Source organism: Sediminicola luteus, assembly GCF_040566555.1.
Lineage (GTDB): Bacteria > Bacteroidota > Bacteroidia > Flavobacteriales > Flavobacteriaceae > Sediminicola.
Map to the genome: position 1 here is coordinate 365548 of NZ_JBEWYP010000003.1, position 21107 is coordinate 386654.

Genomic DNA, 21107 nt, shown 5'->3' on the forward strand with positions numbered 1-21107 from the left:
TTAGTCTATTGATTGTAAGATTAATAAAGTTCCAACCGCAAAATTAATTATTTTTTTCAAATTAATCGATTTTACCCTCTAAATCTAATAAAAAGGTGTATTCCTTGGCTACCTCTTTAAGAGACTCAAACCTACCGGAAGCCCCACCATGACCTGCATCCATGTTGATATTGAACAATAAAATATTAGTGTCAGTTTTATGTGTTCTAAGCTTGGCAACCCACTTAGCTGGCTCCCAATATTGCACTTGGGAATCATGCAACCCTGTAATTACATACATATTGGGATAATCATGGGTGGTTACATTATCATAAGGGGAATATGATTTTATGTAGTCATAAAATTCCTTTTCATTAGGATTACCCCACTCATCATACTCTCCGGTAGTTAAAGGTATGGATTCATCCAGCATCGTTGTGACCACATCCACAAATGGTACAGCCGCAATGATGCCATTGTATAGTTCCGGTGCCATGTTTGCAATTGCACCCATTAGTAACCCCCCTGCAGATCCTCCTTCGGCATAAAGGTGATCCTTACTGGTAAATTTATTATCTATCAGAAATTTGGAGGCATCGATAAAATCCGTGAACGTATTTTTCTTTTTGAGCAGTTTGCCATCCTCGTACCATTTTCTGCCGAGGTATTCCCCTCCCCTAGCATGTACAATGCAATAAATAAAGCCCCTATCCAAAAGACTCAAGCGAACCGTGGAAAAATAGGGATCCAACGTATAACCATAGGAGGCATAGGCATATTGTAACAACGGACTGGTACCATCCAACTTGGTATCTTTATGATATACCATGGAAATAGGAATTTTAACCCCATCCTGGGCAGTGGCCCATACTCTTTTGGACCTATAATTCTCCTTATTGAACTTCCCTCCAAGAACTTCCTGTTCTTTTTTGACCACCTTCTCCTTTGTCCTCATATTAAAATCAATGATAGAACTAGGAGTGGTAAGTGCGTTGTACCCGTATCTTAAAACTTCCGTATCAAAATCTGGATTTGTACTCACATAAGCCGTATAGGTTTCGTTATCAAAAGGCAAATAGTAGCTTTCATTATTGTCCCATCTGGTAATCTTAAGATTATTGAGCCCATTTTCACGTTCCGATAAAACGTAGTAGTCCTTAAATATATCCACATCTTCCAGTAGTACATGATCCCTATGAGGAATAAACTCCTTCCAATTTTTGGATAAGGTGTTCTCCTCCTCCACTTTCATCAATTTAAAATTGGTGGCACCATCTTTATTGGTCATTACGTAAAAATAGTCTTCATAATGGGCAATGGAATACTCCAAACCCCTTTTCCTTGGGGAGAATACCTTAAATTTTGCAGTCGGGTCATCAGCCTTCAGAAACCGGTATTCGGAAGTAAGTGTACTCGATGACCCTATGATAATATATTTCTTGGATTTGGATTTGTAAACGTAGGTATTGAAAGTTTCGTCCGCTTCATGAAACACCAAAACATCACTTTCTGTAGGGGTCCCAAGCACATGCCTATAAATTTTATCTGATCGAAGGGTAACCGGATCCTTCTTGGCATAAAATAAGGTCTTATTATCATTGGCCCAAACAGCCCCTCCAGTTGTATTTTCAATTTTATCGGGATAAATTTCCCCTGTTTTCAAGTTTTTTATCCTTAATTGATATTGCCTTCTGGAAAAGGTGTCCACGCCAAAGGCCGCCAAATTATTATCGGTACTAATGGCCAATCCCCCTAAATTAAAATATTCATGTCCTTCCGCAAGAAGGTTACAGTCAAATATAATCTCCTCAGGGGCATCCTCTTTTCCTTTGCGCCTGGAATAAATGGGATAGTCCCTTGCCGTTTCATATCTTGTAAAATACCAGTAACCATTTTGCTTATATGGCACAGAAGAATCATCCTCTTTTATACGGGATTTCATTTCCTCAAAAAGAGTGGTTTGAAATTCTTTTGTATGGGCGGTATGTTCATTATAATACGCATTTTCCTGCTCTAGATAAGCTATAACCTCAGGATTCTCTCTATCGTTCAACCAATAATAGTTGTCTATTCTAACATCACCGTGTTTTACTAGTTCCGTTGGTATTTTCTTTGCGTTTGGTGCTTTTATATCTACCATTTCTTTTCTGTTATTTTGACAAGAAGCTGCAAAGCTAAGACTTAATAAAAAAACTAATTCCTTTTTTTCCAAGAGTCTCATAAAAATCATGTTTGTCCGAACAATTTAGTAATTTTGAATTCGAATAGAAAAAAAAGAAATTATGTTTGGAGATTTAATGGGAATGATGGGAAAATTAAAAGAAACCCAAGAAAAAGTAAAGGCCACGAAAGAAAGGTTGAACCATGTTTCATTGGAAGAGAAATCATCAGATGATCTTTTAAAAGTGACCATCACGGCCAATAGAAAAATAAAGTCCATCCAGATTGATGATAGCCTATTGGCAGATAAAGAACAATTGGAAGACTACCTTATCCTTACCCTGAACAAGGCAATAGAAAGGGCTACGGAAGTAAATGAAGCAGAGCTTGCGGCCGTTGCAAAAGAAGGTATGCCCAATATCCCAGGTATGGACGCTTTTCTCAAGTAAATAAAAGCTCTAATTCACAACAGGAAATTTGTTCTCCTATTGAATAAAAATGGGGTTTACCACTTATGTATAGTATAAACCCCAATGATATTCCTAAACCAATTCTCTGGGAACCGAAAGAATAGGAGTACAATGGCTTAAGTATCTTTGATAGTAGAATATCAGTAAACGATCCACTTCCGAGAATTAAAATGTAATGAAGTTAATTTCCTAAAAGTTATTTGGGTTTAAATAAAAGAACACAACCAAAAGTTTAGTATTTTTAGAAAAAAGCCGGAACGTACATGATAGAGATAAAGAAACATAATGAAAATGCGTACAGATTTAAGGTAAGTACTTCTTCTGGAAATACTATTTTGGAAAGTATTGATTTCCCAAATAGTGAGGATATAAAAAAGTTAGTGACGGAGCTTCAAGAGTCCATTAATGAAAGAAAAATATTTGAACGAAAAACCGATCACAGCGGCAAATTTCTATTCCATTTAAAAAACAGGGAAGGACAATTTATTGGCAGCAGTCAACTCTATAGTTCCGAGGCCGGAATGGAAAATGGTATCAAAAATTTAAAAACGTACTTTGATACCATCTCCAACGTGCCTGAGTTATAAACTTTTCAGAATCTTCAGAAATTCTTCATGTTGATTATCGGTATAATCCAAATGGGTCACAATTCGCAATTTCCCTTGACCCATTCCTATTAAATGTACGTTTCTATCTTTTAGTTTCTGCACAAAAGTTTCAGCACTCATTAAGGCATCATCGATCTCAAAAATAATTATATTGGTCTCTATGGGCTCTACCTTTTTTATAAATGCCAATTGATTGAGCAAATTACCAATTTCATCTGCTTTTTTGTGGTCTTCCGCCAAGCGTTCCAACTGATGGTCTAGTGCGTAAATCCCTGCGGCTGCCAAAAAACCAGCTTGCCTCATTCCTCCACCCAATACTTTTCGAACTCTAATCGCTTTCTGAATTAGTGCGGCATCACCTACCAATACAGAACCTACAGGACATCCCAGCCCTTTACTGAGACAAACACTAATGGTATCGAACAGTTCTCCATATTGTTTGGGGCTTTCATTTTTTGCAACCAATGCATTCCATAACCGGGCACCATCCAAATGATAGGCAAGCCCATGGGAATCACAAACTTTTCTGATCTCCTGTAATTCTTCAAAATCCCAGCAAGCGCCGCCCCCTTTATTAGTAGTGTTCTCCACGCAAACCAACGTTGTTAAAGGGCTATGGTAAAAATCTGGAGGGTTTATGGAAGCTTCCACTTGAGCAGCCGTCATCATACCCCTATGGCCATCTACCAACTTGCAGGACACTCCACTATTAAAGCTAATACCACCACCTTCGTAATTATAGATATGGGCATATTTATCGCAAATTAACTGTTCTGCTGGTTGTGTATGCAACTTTATGGCCGCCTGGTTGGTCATGGTGCCACTGGGAAAGTAAAGGGCAGCTTCCATTCCAAACATGGCCGCAACCTTTTCCTCCAAGGCGTTTACCGAAGGATCTGCCTTAAATACATCATCCCCTACTTTTGCGGACATCATGGCATCCAACATTCCAGGGGTAGGTTTAGTTACCGTATCACTTATCAAATTTATTTCCAAAATATCACTGTAATTTTAATTGGTATATTCCAAACAATCCATACCGATGGGCGATCCATCGGGGATAGTTGGACTGGGTATCACTTTAAACTGTTCTGGGTGATTGTAGAAGTCATTGATCCTCCGTACCATTTCCCTACTGATCGCATCTTTGGATTTAGATACCAGATCTGATTTGATATCCATCAAAACAGCACTTGCAATGGCATTCACCTGTGGGTGCACCTTATCGTGGGCAGCTAAATTCATGATATGGAACAACACCCTAAAATTGATGGATTGTTGCACTTCATTTTCATATGGATCCCTAGGATTATGGTTTATGGTACCCTTTACCAAGTCATCCAAAACCTCATTTAACCCCAAATTGGAAGGTTCCAAACTTTTCTGCTGAATGAGTCGGGATGCCCGTTCTGGATGCAACAATAGCTTCAACGTCATATCTGCTGCGGTCTCCGGAGCTGATATTGCATCAAAGGAAACACCTGTTTTACCCTTAAATGATTCCCTTGTCCTGTTGTAGCCAATGGCCCTGGGAGGAAATAAGGACAATTTGTCCTTGGGAATAGCAATTTCTTGGGCGTCCAATGTTTTTAAAATGCTCTTAACCGCATTTTCCTGTACTTTTTTATCTACAGTTTTAACTGTTAACTGTCCATCACCCTTAACCGTATAATTATAATCCAACCCTCCTATAACCTTTGCTACAGCCTCCGTTTGATACCTATGGAAAAAATATAAGGGCACAAAAACATCCTCTAACACAGAATTTGGTTCGTTCTTTCTGATATTATCCATAGAAAAATTGGAGATGGCAACTTTTCTCACTTCCAACATCTCCTTAAGTTCATCGCTTGCAGCTTTACCGTTATCCCATAAATGCCCCAATACATGGGCCCCACCTTGTGGTCTTGCATCCGAGTCGGAGATATATCGCAATCCTTTATTTTGTGCTTTTGTCAATATTTCATTTAGCGCCTCCCTTTCATTACTTCCTTCCTCTAGTTGTGAATAGGAATATGCCACAGTAACTTTATCCCATTCCCCTATCCCATTGGCATAGGCCTTGGAAAAATCTATTTTCCCATTTTTAACTGAAAATTGAGGATGCGGATAATCCATTACCGAAGCTCTATCGTTGGTACTTGCCGCAAAATTATGTGAAAAACCAAGGGTATGACCAATTTCATGTGCCGATAATTGCCTGATTCTGGCCAAAGAAAGGTCCAAAAGTTCTTGGTAATTATCATCACGTTCTGCAAAAGGCTTGTCCATCAACGCCTGGGCAATTAGAAAATCCTGTCTAATACGCAAACTCCCTAGGCTCACATGGCCCTTCATAATTTCCCCCGTTCTTGGATCGGTTATGCTACTTCCGTAGCTCCATCCCCTTGTTGACCTATGTACCCATTGGATCACGTTGTAACGAACGTCCAATGGATCGGCATCATCCGGAAGCATTTTCAATTGAAATGCATCTTTATATCCAATAGCCTCAAAAGCATGGTTCCACCATTTCCCACCGTCCAATAATGCAGATCGCACGGGCTCCGGGGTACCATTGTCCAAATAGTATATAATAGGTTCCACAGCCTCACTCATGGTAGCTGAAGGATCTTTCTTCTCCAATCTATGGCGCGTAACAAACTGTTTTAAAATGGGTTCTTGAACTGGCGTGGCATAATCGTAATACGAAAAAGGATAGGACCCACTTCTTGGATCAAATTCCCTTTTTTTATAGCCATTGTCTGGCAACTCTATAAATGAATTGTGTTGGGATACTGTCACAATACTTTTATTGGGGGCGACTCCTTCCAAAAGCTTGGCTTTTTCCTCTACAACCCCGGTAAAGGTTAAAATAATATCCATTTCCACATTTTTCGGGAATGCTTTGGTACGTTCCAAATCTATAGCACTTTTACTCTTATCCAAACTATAGTTCCCCTGCTTTTTCTCCTTTAATTTTAAAGCAACGCCATGAATGTCCTGCATTAAAAAATCGGTCATATCTATAATAAAACGACCATCTTTCTCCTCTTCTATTTTAAATCCGAACAAAACCGATTTGGCAAATGCCTGCTCTATTGATTTTTTCTCCAAGCTATTCTCTGTGATGGCCCTATATTTTAGATTGGGCTGTACCAATAGAAGTTTGTTGCCTGCCCGTTTAAAGTATACCACCTGTTCATTACCCAATTGGCCCCGATCCAAGCCTAGGTCATTGCTCCCTATGCCACTACTAAGGGAATATACATAAAGGAATTCTTTGTTCAATTCGCTTACCTCCATATATACCTTATCATTCCCTTGATCGTAGTAGAAGGCAAAGAGGCCATCAAACTTCTTGAAATTTTTACTTTTTTCGGAAAATTGGGCAAATAAGACGGTCGTTGCCATAAAGAAGACAACTGCAAAATTAAAGAGGTATTTCATAGTACTAAAAATTGAAGTTCTAAATTTATGTAAAATGGTTCAAACATTATTATCACTTGGTATTTTTATATTGATATCGCCTTTTTGATAAAATTCAACTCCTCTTTTTATCTAATTAATAATTCTTAGGGCAATGCAACAAGTTTAAATATCCAATTGACTAAAATGCAGTATCTTATAGAAAATTTAGTATATGAGCTCGAATATCAAAAAACCCATTTTCTCCTCTTATATTAACAACCCCGACCTCTTTGATGAAGTATTTGATACCCTTGGTAGCACTAAAAATGTTTACCAAAAGTTGTTTGACCTATATGGGAATCACTCCATCATGGATTATGTACAGCTGAACAATAAGGCCAAGTCTTCCTTTTTTAATCAAGGGATTACATTCCAGACCTATGGAGAACATGACACAAAGGAAAAAATATTCCCCTTTGATCTTTTTCCCAGAATCATAGATCCTGATGAATGGAATACAATAGAGCGCGGTGCCATTCAAAGGAGCAAAGCATTAAATTTATTTTTATGGGATATCTACCATGATAAAAAAATCATCAAAGATGGTATTGTTCCCTTGGACCTAATAAGTTCTTCTGCCAATTACCTGCATCAAATGATAGGGGTAGATCCTCCGGGAGGTATTTACAACCATATATCGGGTACCGATATCATCAAACATTCTGACGGAGAATATTATGTGTTGGAGGACAATATTAGATGTCCCTCCGGTGTAAGTTATGTCATTTGTAACCGAACGGCTCTTAAAAGGGCACTTTTTGGGGTGTTTAATCATTATAAGACACATACGGTTACCAACTATGCTGAAAATCTACTCGATATCTTGGAGAGTGTAAAACCTAAAGGCGTGGATATTCCCAATTGTGTGGTGATTACCCCCGGGATGTACAATTCCGCTTTCTATGAGCATTCATATCTAGCGAAGGCCATGGGTGTGGAATTGGTGGAAGGTCGGGATCTATTTGTGGAGAATGATTTTGTATATATGAAAACCATTCGCGGGCCCATCAAAGTAGACGTAATTTACCGAAGGGTGGATGACCAATTTCTGGATCCGTTGGAATTTAGGGCCGATTCCTCTCTAGGAGTCCCTGGTCTTTTCGCGGCCTATATAAAAGGGAATGTTTGTTTGGCAAATGCTCCGGGAACTGGAGTCGCAGATGATAAGGCGGTATATACCTATATGCCCCAAATCATTAAATATTATTTGGATGAAGAGCCAATTCTCAACAATGTGCACACCTATCACTGCAGCAGACCCGATGAACTAAAATATGTATTGGAACATATCCATGAATTGGTGGTAAAACCCGTAGATGAAGCAGGTGGTTATGGTATTTCCATTGGCAACAGGCTTACCAAAGAAGAAATAAAGGTAGTTCAGGAACAAATAAAGGAGCATCCTAGAAAGTACATCGCCCAACCTATAATGTCACTTTCCGTTCACCCTACATATATAGATGACAGTGAATCCTTTGAGCAGAGACATGTGGATTTAAGAACTTTTACATTGTTGGGGAACAATAAAGAGTTTGTCCTTAAAGGCGGACTTTCACGGGTTGCGCTTAAAAAAGGAAATCTAATAGTAAATTCTTCACAAGGAGGAGGATCCAAAGACACCTGGGTATTAAAAAAATAAAACCAACATATGTTAGCTAGAGTTGCGAATAATCTTTTCTGGATGGGCCGTTATATTGAGCGCGCCGAACACTTGGCCAGATATTTAAACGTAAATTATTTTTCCTCCTTGGATGCACCCAACGAGCTATCCCAGTCCAGACAGTTCGTACTACGGTCCATGATGTTTTTTGTTGGTGATCCAATTCAAGATAATACAGTAATGTTGGATGAGGAGGAGGTCCTATATAATATTGGACTCAATCCCGATAAGCCCTACTCCATCATCAATAATGTGAAATTGGCTAGGGAAAATGCAAATAGTGCGAGAGATCTAATTTCCACCGAACTCTATGAGGCCATCAACAAGTTCTACCATTTTGTAATCAGTTATTGTAAGGACGATTTCAAAAGAAAGGGTTTGTACGATTTTACAATGAACATAGCGGAAATGACAGCTATTATGAGGGGAAAGATCAGGGGCACGCTGTTACATGATGAGGTATACGCAATTACCATGTTAGGTATCAACTTAGAAAGAGCTACTCAGGTAATTAGAATCATCAATTCCAAATATAACGATGCTGTGCTGGCAAAAGGAAATTACGGTGACAAAATCAGCAATAGCTTTGAATGGATAACCTTATTAAAATGTGTGGAATCTTATGATATGATGAGGCGATTCTATAAAAAGACTCCAAACAGCATTTGCACCTTGGAATTTTTAATTTTAAATCCAGATTGTCCTCGATCTGTCATCAACAGTATTAACCAAGTGTATAAGCATATCAAGGTACTGGACGAATCTAAGAATCCAGATAAAAATTCAACTGCTTTTTTAGTCAGTAAGGTAAAAGGGGAATATGAGTTTAAATATGCAGAAGAAATTGAGGAGGATATTCAAAGTTTCATTGAAAATATACTTAATAGCTTAGTACAAATTAGCCAAAAGATGGAAAATGAATTTTTTAACTATTGATTATTAATGCATTGACTTACTTTTGTCGACTCAAAACCATCAGATGTCCTTTGAATATACAGTTACCTACAAGGCAGAAAACAATTATGAGAACGCTGTGGATAACGCAGCTTGGCAATTCTTGATTGTGCCAGAAACGAACGATACCCAAAAATTGATCAAGGTAGATTTCGAAAACTCCCTCAATGCCAAATTTGAGTATTCCACCAATGGTCTTGGTTTTCAAACCATTAGAGTATCTCCGAAACAAAGCTTCCAAAATATAAACTTCAAGGGCTCTTTTAAGTTGACCAAGAAAAGTTTAAATCCATTTGAAAATATACCCGTTTTCAACATAGCAGAAAATTACGAGAAAATAAAAAGCTTGGACTTTAAGGCAGATTTTGAGCCCTATTTGCGTAAAACACCATATACCTTACTTCCAAAAGAAGTAGAGGATATCTTTAAATTTGATGCTTCCGAAAGCATCTTTGAAAATCTACAGCAATTAAATCACTGGGTGTACCTATATATCAATTTTAAAACTGGGGTCACCAATGTAAATACCAAATTGGAGGAGGTACTGAAGAATAAGGAAGGTGTTTGTCAAGATTTTGCCCATCTTTTCTGTGCCCTGGCTAGGGCCAATGGAATTCCTGCCCGCTATGTCTCAGGTTATCTTCATCAAGGAATTGGTTATTTCGGGGATTCGCAGATGCACGCTTGGGCAGAATGCTTTATTCCAGAAGCAGGGTGGATAGGATTTGATCCTACCAATGACCTGTTAGTCAATGACAATCATATTAAAGTTGCCCATGGTAAGGATTACAACGATTGTTCTCCTTTAAAGGGAGTAGTTTATGCCTTAGGAAAGAATGAGACCATGCATTCAGTAGAAGTGCAGTCACAACAATAAATAACCTTTTCCTTTTCCATAAAAATCAAAAAAAAGAACCCTATTTTTGAGTCAAATTATAGGATATGATAACTACAGACAATTATAAGAGTCTCATTGATCGCCTTGGTGCGTTAAGGAGGTATCTTTGACATAGATGCCAAGCTTGTCGAAATAGAAAACGAAGAAGAAAAAACCCTGGAACCTAATTTTTGGGACAACCCCCAAAAAGCCCAGGCCCATATGAAATTGATCCAATCCAAAAAACAATGGGTAGACGATTTCAATGAGGCAAAATCACTTTTAACCGATCTGGAAGTCTTAATAGAATTCCAAAAAGAAGGTGCCATTCCCGAAGAAGAGGTACAACAGCATTACGACAAAATAGTCGACGCTATTGAAAACCTCGAATTCAAGAACATGCTTTCTGATGAAGGAGATGATCTTAGCGCCGTCCTACAGATCACAGCTGGTGCCGGAGGTACCGAAAGTTGTGATTGGGCAGCAATGTTGATGCGCATGTATTTAATGTGGTGCGAAAAAAATGGGTACAAGGTTAAGGAAGTCAATTATCAAGAAGGGGATGTTGCCGGAATAAAAACGGTCACCCTGGAAATTGAGGGCGATTTTGCCTTTGGATGGTTAAAAGGAGAAAATGGGGTCCATAGATTGGTGCGTATTTCCCCATTTGACAGCAATGCCAAAAGGCACACCTCCTTTGCCTCTGTATATGTATACCCACTTGCCGATGATAGTATTGAAATAGACATCAATCCGGCCGACATTTCTTGGGCCTTTGCAAGATCAGGAGGTGCTGGGGGACAAAATGTAAACAAGGTAGAAACCAAAGCCATTTTAACCCACCACCCTACCGGAATTGTGGTCCATAACTCGGAAACAAGATCCCAATTGGAAAATAGGGAGAACGCCATGCGTCTGCTTAAATCCCAATTGTACGAAATTGAATTGCGTAAAAGACAGGCTGCCCGGAATGAAATTGAAGCCTCCAAAATGAAAATTGAATGGGGCTCACAGATTAGAAATTACGTAATGCATCCCTATAAACTGGTAAAAGACGTACGGACAGGAGAGGAAACAGGAAATGTTGATGCCGTTATGGATGGTCATATTAATCAATTTTTAAAAGCCTTTCTCATGATGATGGGGCAAAAAGAGGAATCTGATTAATCTGAAACTGATTGTAAGGAAATAAAAACCAGGAAGACCATTCTGAATCAATATTAGTAAAGTCTAACCAAATATTAAGTAATGATCAAAATTTATCATAATCCCAGATGTAGAAAGTCTAGGGAAGCATTGGACCTATTAAAAGAATCTGGCAAGGAGTATGAAGTTGTAAAATATCTGGAGGACATCCCTACCAAGGAGGAACTCAGGGAAGTACTAAACTGTCTCTCTTTGAATGCCGAGCATTTGGTCCGAAAAAATGAACCTATTTGGAAAGAAAAGTTTAGAGGTAAGCTACTTTCTGAAGAAGATATCATCAATGCAATGATTACCTATCCGAAACTTATAGAAAGACCTATTGTAATTGACGGAGGAAAGGCCATTATCGGAAGGCCCCCAGAAAAGGTAAACGAACTGCTCTAATCTTCCTTTATTTTTTTGTTCAACGTTTTATTGTTATTCCTTAACAAACTTTAACGTCAAGTTTTAGCCAAGCCGCTTTTGTTGATTGTTATTTAACATACATTTAACCAAAGCGGCTTAAACCTTCCTGTATTTTTGGACTCTAACCAATCATTAAAGCTATGAGCACCAAGAATACGTACATTTTCACGGTAATAATTTTACTCTTTTCAACCACCCTGATCCAGGCACAATTCGGTAATGGTAATGGGTATGGAAATAATGGTTATGGAAACAATGGATATGGCAGAAGACAGAGTAATATTCCACAATCCCAGCAAGCACCTGAGAAAGCGGAGCCTTTAACGGCAGAGGAAATGGTAGAAACCCAGATGCCGGCAATTGCAGAGGCTTTGGAATTGAATGAATTTGAAAAGGCAGTTGTCAGCACTACCCTGATCAAATATATGAAGCAACGTATAGAGATTCAGATCTTACAATTGGAGACCGATAAAATGAGGGAAGCTTATGAAAAGATCAATTTGAACCAAGATGCAGAATTAAAAGCAGGCCTTCCTGCCGAAAAATACGAAGCTTTCTTAAACCTAAAGGAAGATGGTATCAGGAAAACAAAACGAAAAAAGAAGAAGAAGAAAAACTAATATTTAAGTCGCTAACTACACTATGAAAAAACTAATACCGTTACTACTAATCCTCACCACATCCTTAACATTTGGCCAAAGACAACGAGGTTCATCAGAACTAGTTACTATATCAGGAACGGTATTGGACAAAGAATATAATGAACCTTTGGAATATGCAACTTTAATACTGCAAAGTGTTACTAATCCTGAAAAGGTCACCGGAGGAATTACTGATATCAATGGTAAGTTTAGTGTAGAGACAGAACCAGGTACCTACAATATCCGATTGGAATATATATCCTACAACACTTTTCGCTTGGATAACCAAAGAATAACCTCTTCCAAAGATCTTGGAACCATAAAGTTGGGAATCAATGTTGAACAATTAGAGGCTGTTGAGGTTGTTGGTGAAAAAACTACGGTTGAAGTTAGGCTCGATAAAAAAATATATAACATAGGGAAAGACATTACGACCAGTGGAGCCAGTGTGAGCGATGCCCTGAACAATGTTCCTTCCGTAAATGTGGATGTTGAGGGCGCCATTAGCCTTCGTGGTAATGAAAATGTACGTATACTTATCAATGGGAGACCATCGGCCTTAGCGGGCTTTGGCTCTACCGATGCATTGCGACAACTACCGGCAGATGCTATAGATAAAGTAGAGGTCATTACCAGCCCTTCCGCAAGATATGATGCTGAGGGAACCGCTGGGATTTTAAACATCATACTAAAAAAGGAGAAAACTCTTGGCTTTAATGGGTCGATCAATACCAGTATTGGATATCCAACTGCAAGCCAGATCAGTTCCAATTTAAATCTTCGTACAGATAAGTTCAATATTTTTAATACGTTAGGTTACAGCTATAGAAGACCTCCTGGAGGAGGATTTTTTGATAATACCTATGCAAACGGAGATTTTGATAGGATTATTGAAGACCGTGATATTCAACGAGAAGATCTTGGATTTAATATGAACATCGGAATGGAATATTTTATCACCGATAAATCCTCTATTACCGCGAGCTACTTTGCCCGCGTTTCCGATGAGAGCGATGTTACAGATAATGACAGTAAAAGGTTTGTAGGAACCGATATCACTAGCAGAACTTTTAGAAGTGAAGACGAAAGTCAGGACGATAAAAGTAACCAGGTGGCGTTGAATTATATTAACCGATTGGACGAAGATGGCCAGAAATTGACGACAGATCTTCAATATTCTTTCGATAAAGAAGACATTTTTACGGTAATTCAGGAGAACAACACCTTCCCAAATGACAATTTACTAGCCTTGGAGAATGTCTATGAAAAAGAAAATCAAAAAGAATTTCTCTTCCAGACAGATTATGTGCTGCCAATGGGAGATGCACAGTTTGAGGTAGGATATAGAGGTAACTTTGAGGAGTCCATCAATGATTACAAATTGGACACCCTGAATCAGAACTCCGGACAGTTTGAAAGAAACCGTAATCTGACCAACGTTTTTACTTATAACGAAAATGTAAATGCCCTATACACCCAGTATGGAAATAAATTCGGAAAATTCTCTTTTCTGGCGGGACTAAGATTGGAAAATACCCAATTGAAAGGGAAGGTTGATTCAGAATTTGATGAACAAGCCTTGGAAGAGATTATTGGGGGGGATGTTGATGTAAATTTTGACAAGAACTACCTAGGACTTTTCCCTACCCTAAATTTAATATTTGAGATCGCCGAGCGAGAAAATATAACCTTAGGATATAATAGAAGGATCAATAGACCGAGAGGCTGGTTTATAAATCCTTTTCCATCCAGATCCAGTAGAACCAATGTGTTCCAAGGAAATCCAGATTTAGACCCGGCCTATGCCAATGCCTTTGACTTAGGGTATTTAAAACGATGGGAGAAATTGACATTAACCTCCTCCATTTACTACCAAAAAGAAACCAATTCTTTTGAAAGGGTACAAGAGGAGACCGGTGAGGTAACAGCTGATGGGATACGAATTATCCGGACCATTCCCATCAACCTATCCACAAATGAAAGAATTGGAGCAGAAGCTGGTGTCTTATATAACCCAAATAAATGGTTACGATTAAACTGGAGTTTTAATTTCTTCCAATTTGCCACAGAAGGAGTTTTCAACAACGTGGATTATGGTACAGAAAATACCAGCTGGTTCACAAGATTTAGCACTAAGGTATCTTTACCTGGAAAAATCGATTGGCAGACCAATGCCTTTTACCGTGGTCCTAGTCAAAATTCCCAAACAAAAAATGAAGGTATCTTTTCATTGAATTTAGCCTTTAGTAAAGATATCATGGGCGACAAGGGAACACTTGCCTTTAATGTAAGTGATCTATTGAATTCCAGAAAAAGAAGATCTTTCACGGAGACCGACTTTTTTACTTCAGATAGTGAGTTTCAATGGAGACAAAGACAGTTTAATCTATCTTTTGTGTACCGTTTCAACCAACCTAAAGGGAAACAGAATGGAAGGCGTAATGGTATGCCAGATGATGAAGAAAGAGATTATGGCGGGGGAGCCTAAAAGGCATCTAGTTTGTTACGATATAAAAAAAGGAAACCGGATGGTTTCCTTTTTTTATGCCCAAATATCTCCTAAACAATAAGTAAGATTGTGGGGTATTATTCTGAGCAAGGTATTACGTATGGGTAACAATATATTCCTATATCAAACAAATTGGTCACCCACCTAACATCTAATTCAAATTTTAGAAATTAGAATTTTGGTGTAATGCTTACAACTAAGTGAACGGGGGTAAAACAAAAAAGAAGCCAAGAGGCTTCTTTTATTATTCGTTGCGTTTCGCTTTTTTGGCGTCGCGTTTTTCTTTCAAGAATTCCAACAATGAACCACCCAACCAATAAGGAATAACAAAGGTCAATAGAAATATCATTAACCAAAATCCAATGGTAAGAATCGTTAAAAATGCTAAGAAACCTAAGTACTGGTCGAATTCAAACATGAGTGATAAATTTTAACGTTTACAAAGATACTTTGAAATAGGTGAATACTACAAATCAAATTCAAAAAAAATGGAAATAAATTGGCAAAGCAGTACCTTTGTAGGAAACAAAACCACTTTAAAATGAGCTTTAGAATTGAAAAAGACACCATGGGAGAGGTTAAGGTCCCATCAGATAAATATTGGGGCGCACAAACAGAGCGTTCCCGAAACAATTTTAAAATAGGTCCTTCGGCTTCTATGCCCTTGGATATCGTCTATGGCTTTGCGTATCTTAAGAAAGCTGCAGCATATGCCAACCACGACCTAGGAGTACTTAGCAAAGAAAAAAGGGACATGATCGCTGCCGTATGTGAAGAAATCTTGGAGGGCAAGCACAATGATCAATTTCCATTGGTGATTTGGCAAACCGGATCTGGAACCCAGAGCAATATGAACGTGAACGAGGTTGTTGCCAATAGGGCTCATGAAATGGCGGGTAATAAAATAGGTGAAGGAGAAAAAACCGTTCAGGCCAACGATGATGTGAACAAATCACAATCTTCCAATGACACCTTCCCTACAGGGATGCATATTGCGGCTTACAAGAAAATTGTAGAAGTGACCATTCCTGGAGTGACCCAACTTAGAGATACACTTCATAAGAAAGCTCAAGAATTTAAAAATGTGGTGAAAATTGGACGTACCCATTTAATGGATGCCACTCCCCTCACCTTAGGTCAGGAATTTTCCGGTTATGTTTCCCAATTGGACCATGGCCTTAAAGCTTTAAAAAACACCTTGCCACATCTGAGTGAATTGGCATTGGGTGGAACGGCAGTAGGAACAGGATTAAATACCCCTGAAGGCTATGATGTGTTGGTAGCAGAATACATTGCCAAATTTACAGGCCTACCCTTTATCACCGCTGAAAACAAGTTTGAGGCCCTAGCTGCCCATGATGCCATTGTGGAGAGTCACGGTGCTTTAAAACAATTGTCCGTGGCCTTGAATAAAATAGCCAATGATATTAGAATGATGGCCTCTGGACCGCGTTCTGGGATTGGGGAAATCATCATCCCTGCCAATGAGCCTGGCAGCTCCATTATGCCTGGAAAAGTAAATCCGACCCAATGTGAGGCCCTTACGATGGTATGTGCCCAGGTAATGGGTAATGACGTTGCCATCACTGTAGGCGGTACCCAAGGTCACTACGAGTTAAACGTGTTTAAACCAATGATGGCCGCAAATATTCTTCAATCGGCAGAATTGCTTGGGGATGCTTGTGTCAGTTTCGATGAGAATTGTGCAATCGGGATAGAGCCCAACCACGCGGTGATAAAACAACTATTAAACAATTCCTTAATGTTGGTTACAGCTTTAAATACCAAAATTGGGTACTATAAAGCAGCTGAAATTGCCAATACGGCACACAAGAATGGAACCACGCTTAAAGAAGAAGCAATCAATCTGGGCTATGTTACGGCCGAAGATTATGATGATTGGGTCAAACCGGAAGATATGGTTGGATCTATGAAATAGTTCAAACTAAAAAGCATAAAAAAGGGGCAATCAAATGATTGCCCCTTTTTTTTATTATAAATGGATAGTGATTACTATTTCAAAGTGAACTTAGAAGTTCCCAATAATTTTAGTTTACCATCATAAACATTTACCATGTAATTTCCTTTTTGAAAATCACCTGATGGCTTGCTGATATAATCACATACATCCAAAGACTTGTTCTCGTAGTAGAAGTTAGTTTCTTTGCTATAGGTTACGGAAGCACCGCTATCAATAGTTTTAGAAAAACTTTCACCCAATACATTTCCTTGTGGATCCAATACCTCTAGGTAGAACTCTCTATCGCCTGCCTGAGCAATTGCGTTGTTCGCTACAGTGAAACAAATTTTAAATTTATCTGTTCCTCTAGCTCTTTGGGTAGAAACCAATTTACCACTAGATCTTTCTTTAACTGCGTCAACAGAGAATTGTGAAAGGTTAAGCGCAGATCCCTTTTCAACAGCTGATGCCAATTGAGTGTTCTGTACTACCAAAGAATCGTTGAAAACAGTTTGTTTTTCCAATTCTACAAAAGTACTATCTCTCTGCATGGCCAATTTACTGTTAGATCTTGTAAGAGAATCTACTTGTTTCATCAACTGCTCTCTTTCCTTCTTTAGGATAGTAACTTGATTTCTAAATCTGTACAAAGAAGAAATATCACCTTTCATTGTTTTAACAGAATCAATGTACTTGGCAATTTTGTCTCTTGCGATAACCAATTCTTCGTTGGTCATATTACTTTCCATAATAGCTTTGTCGTATTCCGACTTCAAACTATTTAAATCTTCAAACACCAATTGCTTTTCTTGTTGCAAAATCTCTGTGGTCTTTTGCTTGTCTTTATAAAGACTTACGGTGTAAATAATTGTACCCAATAAAATGATACCTAGTAATCCAGCGATTACTTTTAAACTGTTATTGTTTTTAGTTTCAGTCATAATAAATTTATTAATTAACCTTTAGTTGATTTGACTTTTTGTTAAAAGTTGATTGTTTGTATACGACTATATACGTCGCAATTGAACTTTTAGATTTTTTTGTGGAAAAAAAATTTTATTTCACACAATAAATAAATCTTAACCTTAATTTTATACAATCACTCAACCCTTATCACCAACATGTCCGTAGAAATAATATCTTTTGAGCCAAAGTATGCACCAGCCTTTAAAGCGCTTAATATCGCTTGGCTGGAGAAATACTTTTATGTGGAATCACATGATGCCGATCTCTTGGAAAACTGTGAACAGACCATTGTCAATAAAGGAGGTTTTATATTCTTTGCTAAATACCAAGACAACATTGTGGGATGTTTTTCCTTTATTAAGGTTGACGAAAAGATATACGAACTAGGAAAAATGGCGGTAGATCCAAAATATCAAGGTCTAAAAATTGGCCAGGCACTAATGAACCATGCCGTGGCCTTTGCCAGAACGAATAATTGGAATAAAATACTTCTCTATTCCAATACGAAGTTGGAAAATGCCATTTATATCTATACAAAATACGGTTTTCAAGAAATAGATCTCGAGTCGGATACCCCCTATGAGCGAAGTAATATCAAAATGGAATTACTAATTAATTGATTTTCCTTATTAGGTTAAAAGATTTATCGATTTAAATCTTAGTACTTTCAACTATTCTAGGATACCTTTAAATAAAACAATTACATTATGAAAACTATAATAATTTTACTTGCAGTTTTTTCTTCCATCCTAACTGGATGCAAGGATGCCCCTAAGGAAAAGTCCAATGAACCTATTGCTACGGAGGTTACTCCCTCTAAAACAGAAAAAGAAGAACTTAATATTGTTCCTATTGAACATGCTAGTACAGTATTGGAATGGGGAGACATTACCATTTATGTAGATCCAGTTGGTGGTGCCGTGGCTTATGACGGACAAAAGCAACCCGATCTAATTCTAATTACTGATATCCACGGAGATCATTTTAGCCTTGAAACCCTACAGGAACTAAATACTGAAAAGGCAAAAATTATGGTGCCCCAAGCGGTGGCCGATAAAATGCCATCTGAGTTTGCCACACAGTTGGATATCTTGAACAATGGGGATTCCAAAGAGCGATACGGCATTATTGTAGAAGCTGTTCCTATGTACAACTTAAGAAAAGAAGCCCTACAAATGCATCCTAAGGGAAGAGGCAATGGTTACGTCCTTAACATGGGCGGTAAGCGTATTTATTTTTCAGGAGATACGGAAGATATTCCTGAAATGCGCTCCTTGGAAAATATTGATACCGCTTTTATCTGTATGAACCTTCCATATACAATGACAGAGGAAAGTGCTGCGGAGGCGGTATTGGAATTTCAACCCAAACAGGTGTACCCTTACCATTACAGAGGCAATCCAAATGTCAGTGATGTAACCATATTTAAAGCTTTGGTAGAAAAAGGAAATCCAGCCATCAATGTTGTTCAGCTGGACTGGTATCCAAAGGAATCATACTAATTGAATAGCATAAAAAAATCCCGTTCTTCAACGGGATTTTTTTATTACTATATATTTAAGGTAAACCTAGCGAATCAATTTTTTATACTTGATACGTTTTGGCATTATGTCTCCCCCTAATCGTTTTTTCTTGTTTTCCTCATAATCAGAGAACGATCCTTCAAAGAAATATACTTGGGAATCCCCTTCAAAAGCTAGGATATGCGTACAAATTCTGTCTAAAAACCATCTATCGTGGGAAATGACCACGGCACAGCCGGCAAAATTTTCCAAACCTTCTTCCAAGGCTCGTAAGGTATTTACATCAAGATCATTGGTAGGCTCATCCAATAACAGAACGTTCCCTTCTTCTTTTAAGGTCATGGCCAAATGCAATCTGTTGCGCTCCCCACCAGATAACATATCTACCTTTTTATTTTGTTCACTACCCGAAAAGTTAAACCTGCTCAGATAAGCTCTGGAGTTAACTTGTCTACCTCCCATCATGATCAGCTCCTGCTCATCACTGAAGTTTTGCCAAATCGTTTTCTCTGGGTTGATATTGGAATGTTTCTGATCCACATAGGCGATCTTTGCAGTGTCTCCTACTACAAACTCTCCGCTATCAGGCTTCTCTTCCCCCATGATCATTTTAAAAATAGTAGTTTTGCCAGCACCGTTAGGCCCTATTACTCCTACTATACCCGCCTGTGGCAGTTTAAAATTCAAGTCCTCATAAAGCAATTTATCACCATAGGCCTTACTAACTCCTATAGCCTCGATTACATTTGTTCCCAATCTCGGACCATTTGGAATATAAATTTCCAAATTCTCATCCAATTGTTTCTGATCCTGACTCAGTAATTTATCGTAATTTTTTAAACGTGCCTTTTGTTTGGTCTGTCTACCTTTAGCTCCCTGACGTACCCATTCCAGCTCACGCTCCAATGTTTTCTGTCTTTTTGAAGCTACCTTGCTCTCATCGGCCATTCTTTTGGACTTTTGATCCAACCAAGATGAGTAATTTCCTTTCCAAGGAATACCTTCTCCCCTATCCAATTCCAGGATCCATCCGGCCACGTTATCAAGAAAGTATCTATCGTGAGTTACTGCAATTACGGTTCCTTTATATTGTGCCAAATGGTGCTCCAACCAATGTACAGATTCTGCATCCAAATGGTTCGTAGGTTCATCCAATAGCAATATTTCTGGTTCTTGTAACAATAACCTACAAAGTGCCACTCGTCTTCTTTCCCCTCCCGAAAGTACCCCAATTTTCTTATCGGGCTCGGGGGTGCGCAGAGCGTCCATGGCAATTTCTAATTTCGTATCCAATTCCCAAGCGTCCGAGGCGTCTATCTTATCCTGAAGTTCTGCCTGTTTGTCCATAAGTTTTTGCATTTTATCTGCATCCTCATAAACCTCGGGAAGACCAAACATATCGTTGATCTTATTGTATTCATCTAAGATAGCAACCGTTTCGGCCACCCCTTCTTTAACAACCTCTAAAACCGTTTTGGATTCATCCAATTGAGGCTCTTGTTCCAAATAACCAACTTTATAACCAGGAGAGAATACTACATCTCCCTGAAAGTTCTTATCTACCCCGGCGATAATTTTCAACAAAGTAGACTTACCAGACCCGTTAAGACCCAAGATTCCAATCTTGGCCCCGTAAAAGAAACTCAGGTAAATATTTTTTAATACAGGTGTATTGGCTGTCTTATAGGTTTTGGTAACCCCAGACATGGAAAAAATGACTTTCTTATCGTCAGACATAA

General features: G+C 38.5%; 18 protein-coding genes. 12 read left to right on the top strand and 6 right to left on the bottom strand.

Annotation, left to right across the window (positions count from 1 at the left end; all coding sequences use genetic code 11):
* Positions 1–61: 61 nt before the first annotated feature.
* Entirely contained in the window at positions 62–2200 is a 2139-nt protein-coding gene (locus tag ABXZ32_RS07935; protein WP_354618140.1) for a S9 family peptidase, read from the bottom strand.
* 61 nt (positions 2201–2261) lie between these two features.
* Here ABXZ32_RS07935 and ABXZ32_RS07940 point away from each other — a divergent pair, with 61 nt between their 5' ends.
* Complete coding sequence (locus ABXZ32_RS07940; RefSeq protein WP_354618141.1) at positions 2262–2588, top strand: YbaB/EbfC family nucleoid-associated protein; 327 nt, start codon at positions 2262–2264, stop codon at positions 2586–2588.
* A 284-nt stretch (positions 2589–2872) separates the two neighbouring features.
* Positions 2873–3196, top strand: coding sequence for a YegP family protein (locus ABXZ32_RS07945; protein ID WP_354618142.1), 324 nt, complete (start codon positions 2873–2875; stop codon positions 3194–3196).
* Here ABXZ32_RS07945 and ABXZ32_RS07950 read toward each other — a convergent pair.
* Together ABXZ32_RS07950 and ABXZ32_RS07955 are read right to left on the bottom strand one after the other, a co-directional pair.
* Positions 3191–4213 carry a threonine aldolase family protein gene (locus tag ABXZ32_RS07950; RefSeq protein ID WP_354618143.1) on the bottom strand — a complete coding sequence of 341 codons (1023 nt, stop codon included), beginning with the start codon at positions 4211–4213 and terminating at the stop codon, positions 3191–3193. The two genes, ABXZ32_RS07945 and ABXZ32_RS07950, sit on opposite strands and share 6 nt — an antisense overlap.
* A gap of 15 nt (positions 4214–4228) precedes the next feature.
* Positions 4229–6646: a zinc-dependent metalloprotease gene (locus ABXZ32_RS07955; protein WP_354618144.1), complete on the bottom strand. Its 2418-nt coding sequence runs from the start codon at positions 6644–6646 to the stop codon at positions 4229–4231.
* Between the two features lie 193 nt (positions 6647–6839).
* Here ABXZ32_RS07955 and ABXZ32_RS07960 point away from each other — a divergent pair, with 193 nt between their 5' ends.
* The 7 genes from ABXZ32_RS07960 (at position 6840) to ABXZ32_RS07990 (ending at position 14898) form a co-directional block, all read left to right on the top strand.
* The gene (locus ABXZ32_RS07960) at positions 6840–8306 is read left to right on the top strand and encodes a circularly permuted type 2 ATP-grasp protein (protein WP_354618145.1); all 1467 of its coding nucleotides are present in this window, start codon (positions 6840–6842) and stop codon (positions 8304–8306) included.
* A 9-nt stretch (positions 8307–8315) separates the two neighbouring features.
* Positions 8316–9263, top strand: a complete 948-nt coding sequence (locus ABXZ32_RS07965) for an alpha-E domain-containing protein (protein WP_354618146.1) — start codon at positions 8316–8318, stop codon at positions 9261–9263.
* A gap of 43 nt (positions 9264–9306) precedes the next feature.
* Entirely contained in the window at positions 9307–10158 is an 852-nt protein-coding gene (locus tag ABXZ32_RS07970; RefSeq protein ID WP_354618147.1) for a transglutaminase-like domain-containing protein, read from the top strand.
* A gap of 65 nt (positions 10159–10223) precedes the next feature.
* Positions 10224–11325, top strand: a protein-coding gene (gene prfB, locus ABXZ32_RS07975; RefSeq protein ID WP_145758357.1) for a peptide chain release factor 2 whose coding sequence is annotated in 2 segments (ribosomal slippage) — positions 10224–10286 and positions 10288–11325 — 1101 coding nt in all. Because the reading frame shifts where the segments join, the coding sequence is not laid out codon by codon here.
* A gap of 81 nt (positions 11326–11406) precedes the next feature.
* Positions 11407–11748, top strand: coding sequence for an arsenate reductase (glutaredoxin) (arsC, locus tag ABXZ32_RS07980; RefSeq protein ID WP_354618148.1), 342 nt, complete (start codon positions 11407–11409; stop codon positions 11746–11748).
* 161 nt (positions 11749–11909) lie between these two features.
* A complete protein-coding gene (locus tag ABXZ32_RS07985) occupies positions 11910–12389 on the top strand; it encodes a hypothetical protein (protein WP_354618149.1) in 480 nt (159 codons plus the stop codon).
* A 22-nt stretch (positions 12390–12411) separates the two neighbouring features.
* Positions 12412–14898, top strand: coding sequence for a TonB-dependent receptor domain-containing protein (locus ABXZ32_RS07990; RefSeq protein WP_354618150.1), 2487 nt, complete (start codon positions 12412–12414; stop codon positions 14896–14898).
* A gap of 265 nt (positions 14899–15163) precedes the next feature.
* Here the strand turns inward: ABXZ32_RS07990 and ABXZ32_RS07995 are convergent, their stop codons facing one another.
* Positions 15164–15337: a hypothetical protein gene (locus ABXZ32_RS07995; protein WP_062054413.1), complete on the bottom strand. Its 174-nt coding sequence runs from the start codon at positions 15335–15337 to the stop codon at positions 15164–15166.
* 123 nt (positions 15338–15460) lie between these two features.
* Here ABXZ32_RS07995 and fumC point away from each other — a divergent pair, with 123 nt between their 5' ends.
* A complete protein-coding gene (gene fumC, locus ABXZ32_RS08000) occupies positions 15461–16858 on the top strand; it encodes a class II fumarate hydratase (protein ID WP_354618151.1) in 1398 nt (465 codons plus the stop codon).
* A gap of 74 nt (positions 16859–16932) precedes the next feature.
* Here fumC and ABXZ32_RS08005 read toward each other — a convergent pair whose 3' ends face one another.
* Positions 16933–17820 (bottom strand): hypothetical protein, encoded by an 888-nt coding sequence (locus ABXZ32_RS08005; protein ID WP_354618152.1) that lies wholly within the window; start codon positions 17818–17820, stop codon positions 16933–16935.
* A 180-nt stretch (positions 17821–18000) separates the two neighbouring features.
* Here ABXZ32_RS08005 and ABXZ32_RS08010 point away from each other — a divergent pair, with 180 nt between their 5' ends.
* Complete coding sequence (locus tag ABXZ32_RS08010; RefSeq protein ID WP_354618153.1) at positions 18001–18465, top strand: GNAT family N-acetyltransferase; 465 nt, start codon at positions 18001–18003, stop codon at positions 18463–18465.
* Between the two features lie 87 nt (positions 18466–18552).
* Complete coding sequence (locus ABXZ32_RS08015) at positions 18553–19347, top strand: MBL fold metallo-hydrolase (protein ID WP_354618154.1); 795 nt, start codon at positions 18553–18555, stop codon at positions 19345–19347.
* 66 nt (positions 19348–19413) lie between these two features.
* Here the strand turns inward: ABXZ32_RS08015 and ettA are convergent, their stop codons facing one another.
* Positions 19414–21105: an energy-dependent translational throttle protein EttA gene (ettA, locus tag ABXZ32_RS08020; RefSeq protein WP_354618155.1), complete on the bottom strand. Its 1692-nt coding sequence runs from the start codon at positions 21103–21105 to the stop codon at positions 19414–19416.
* Positions 21106–21107 lie beyond the last annotated feature (2 nt).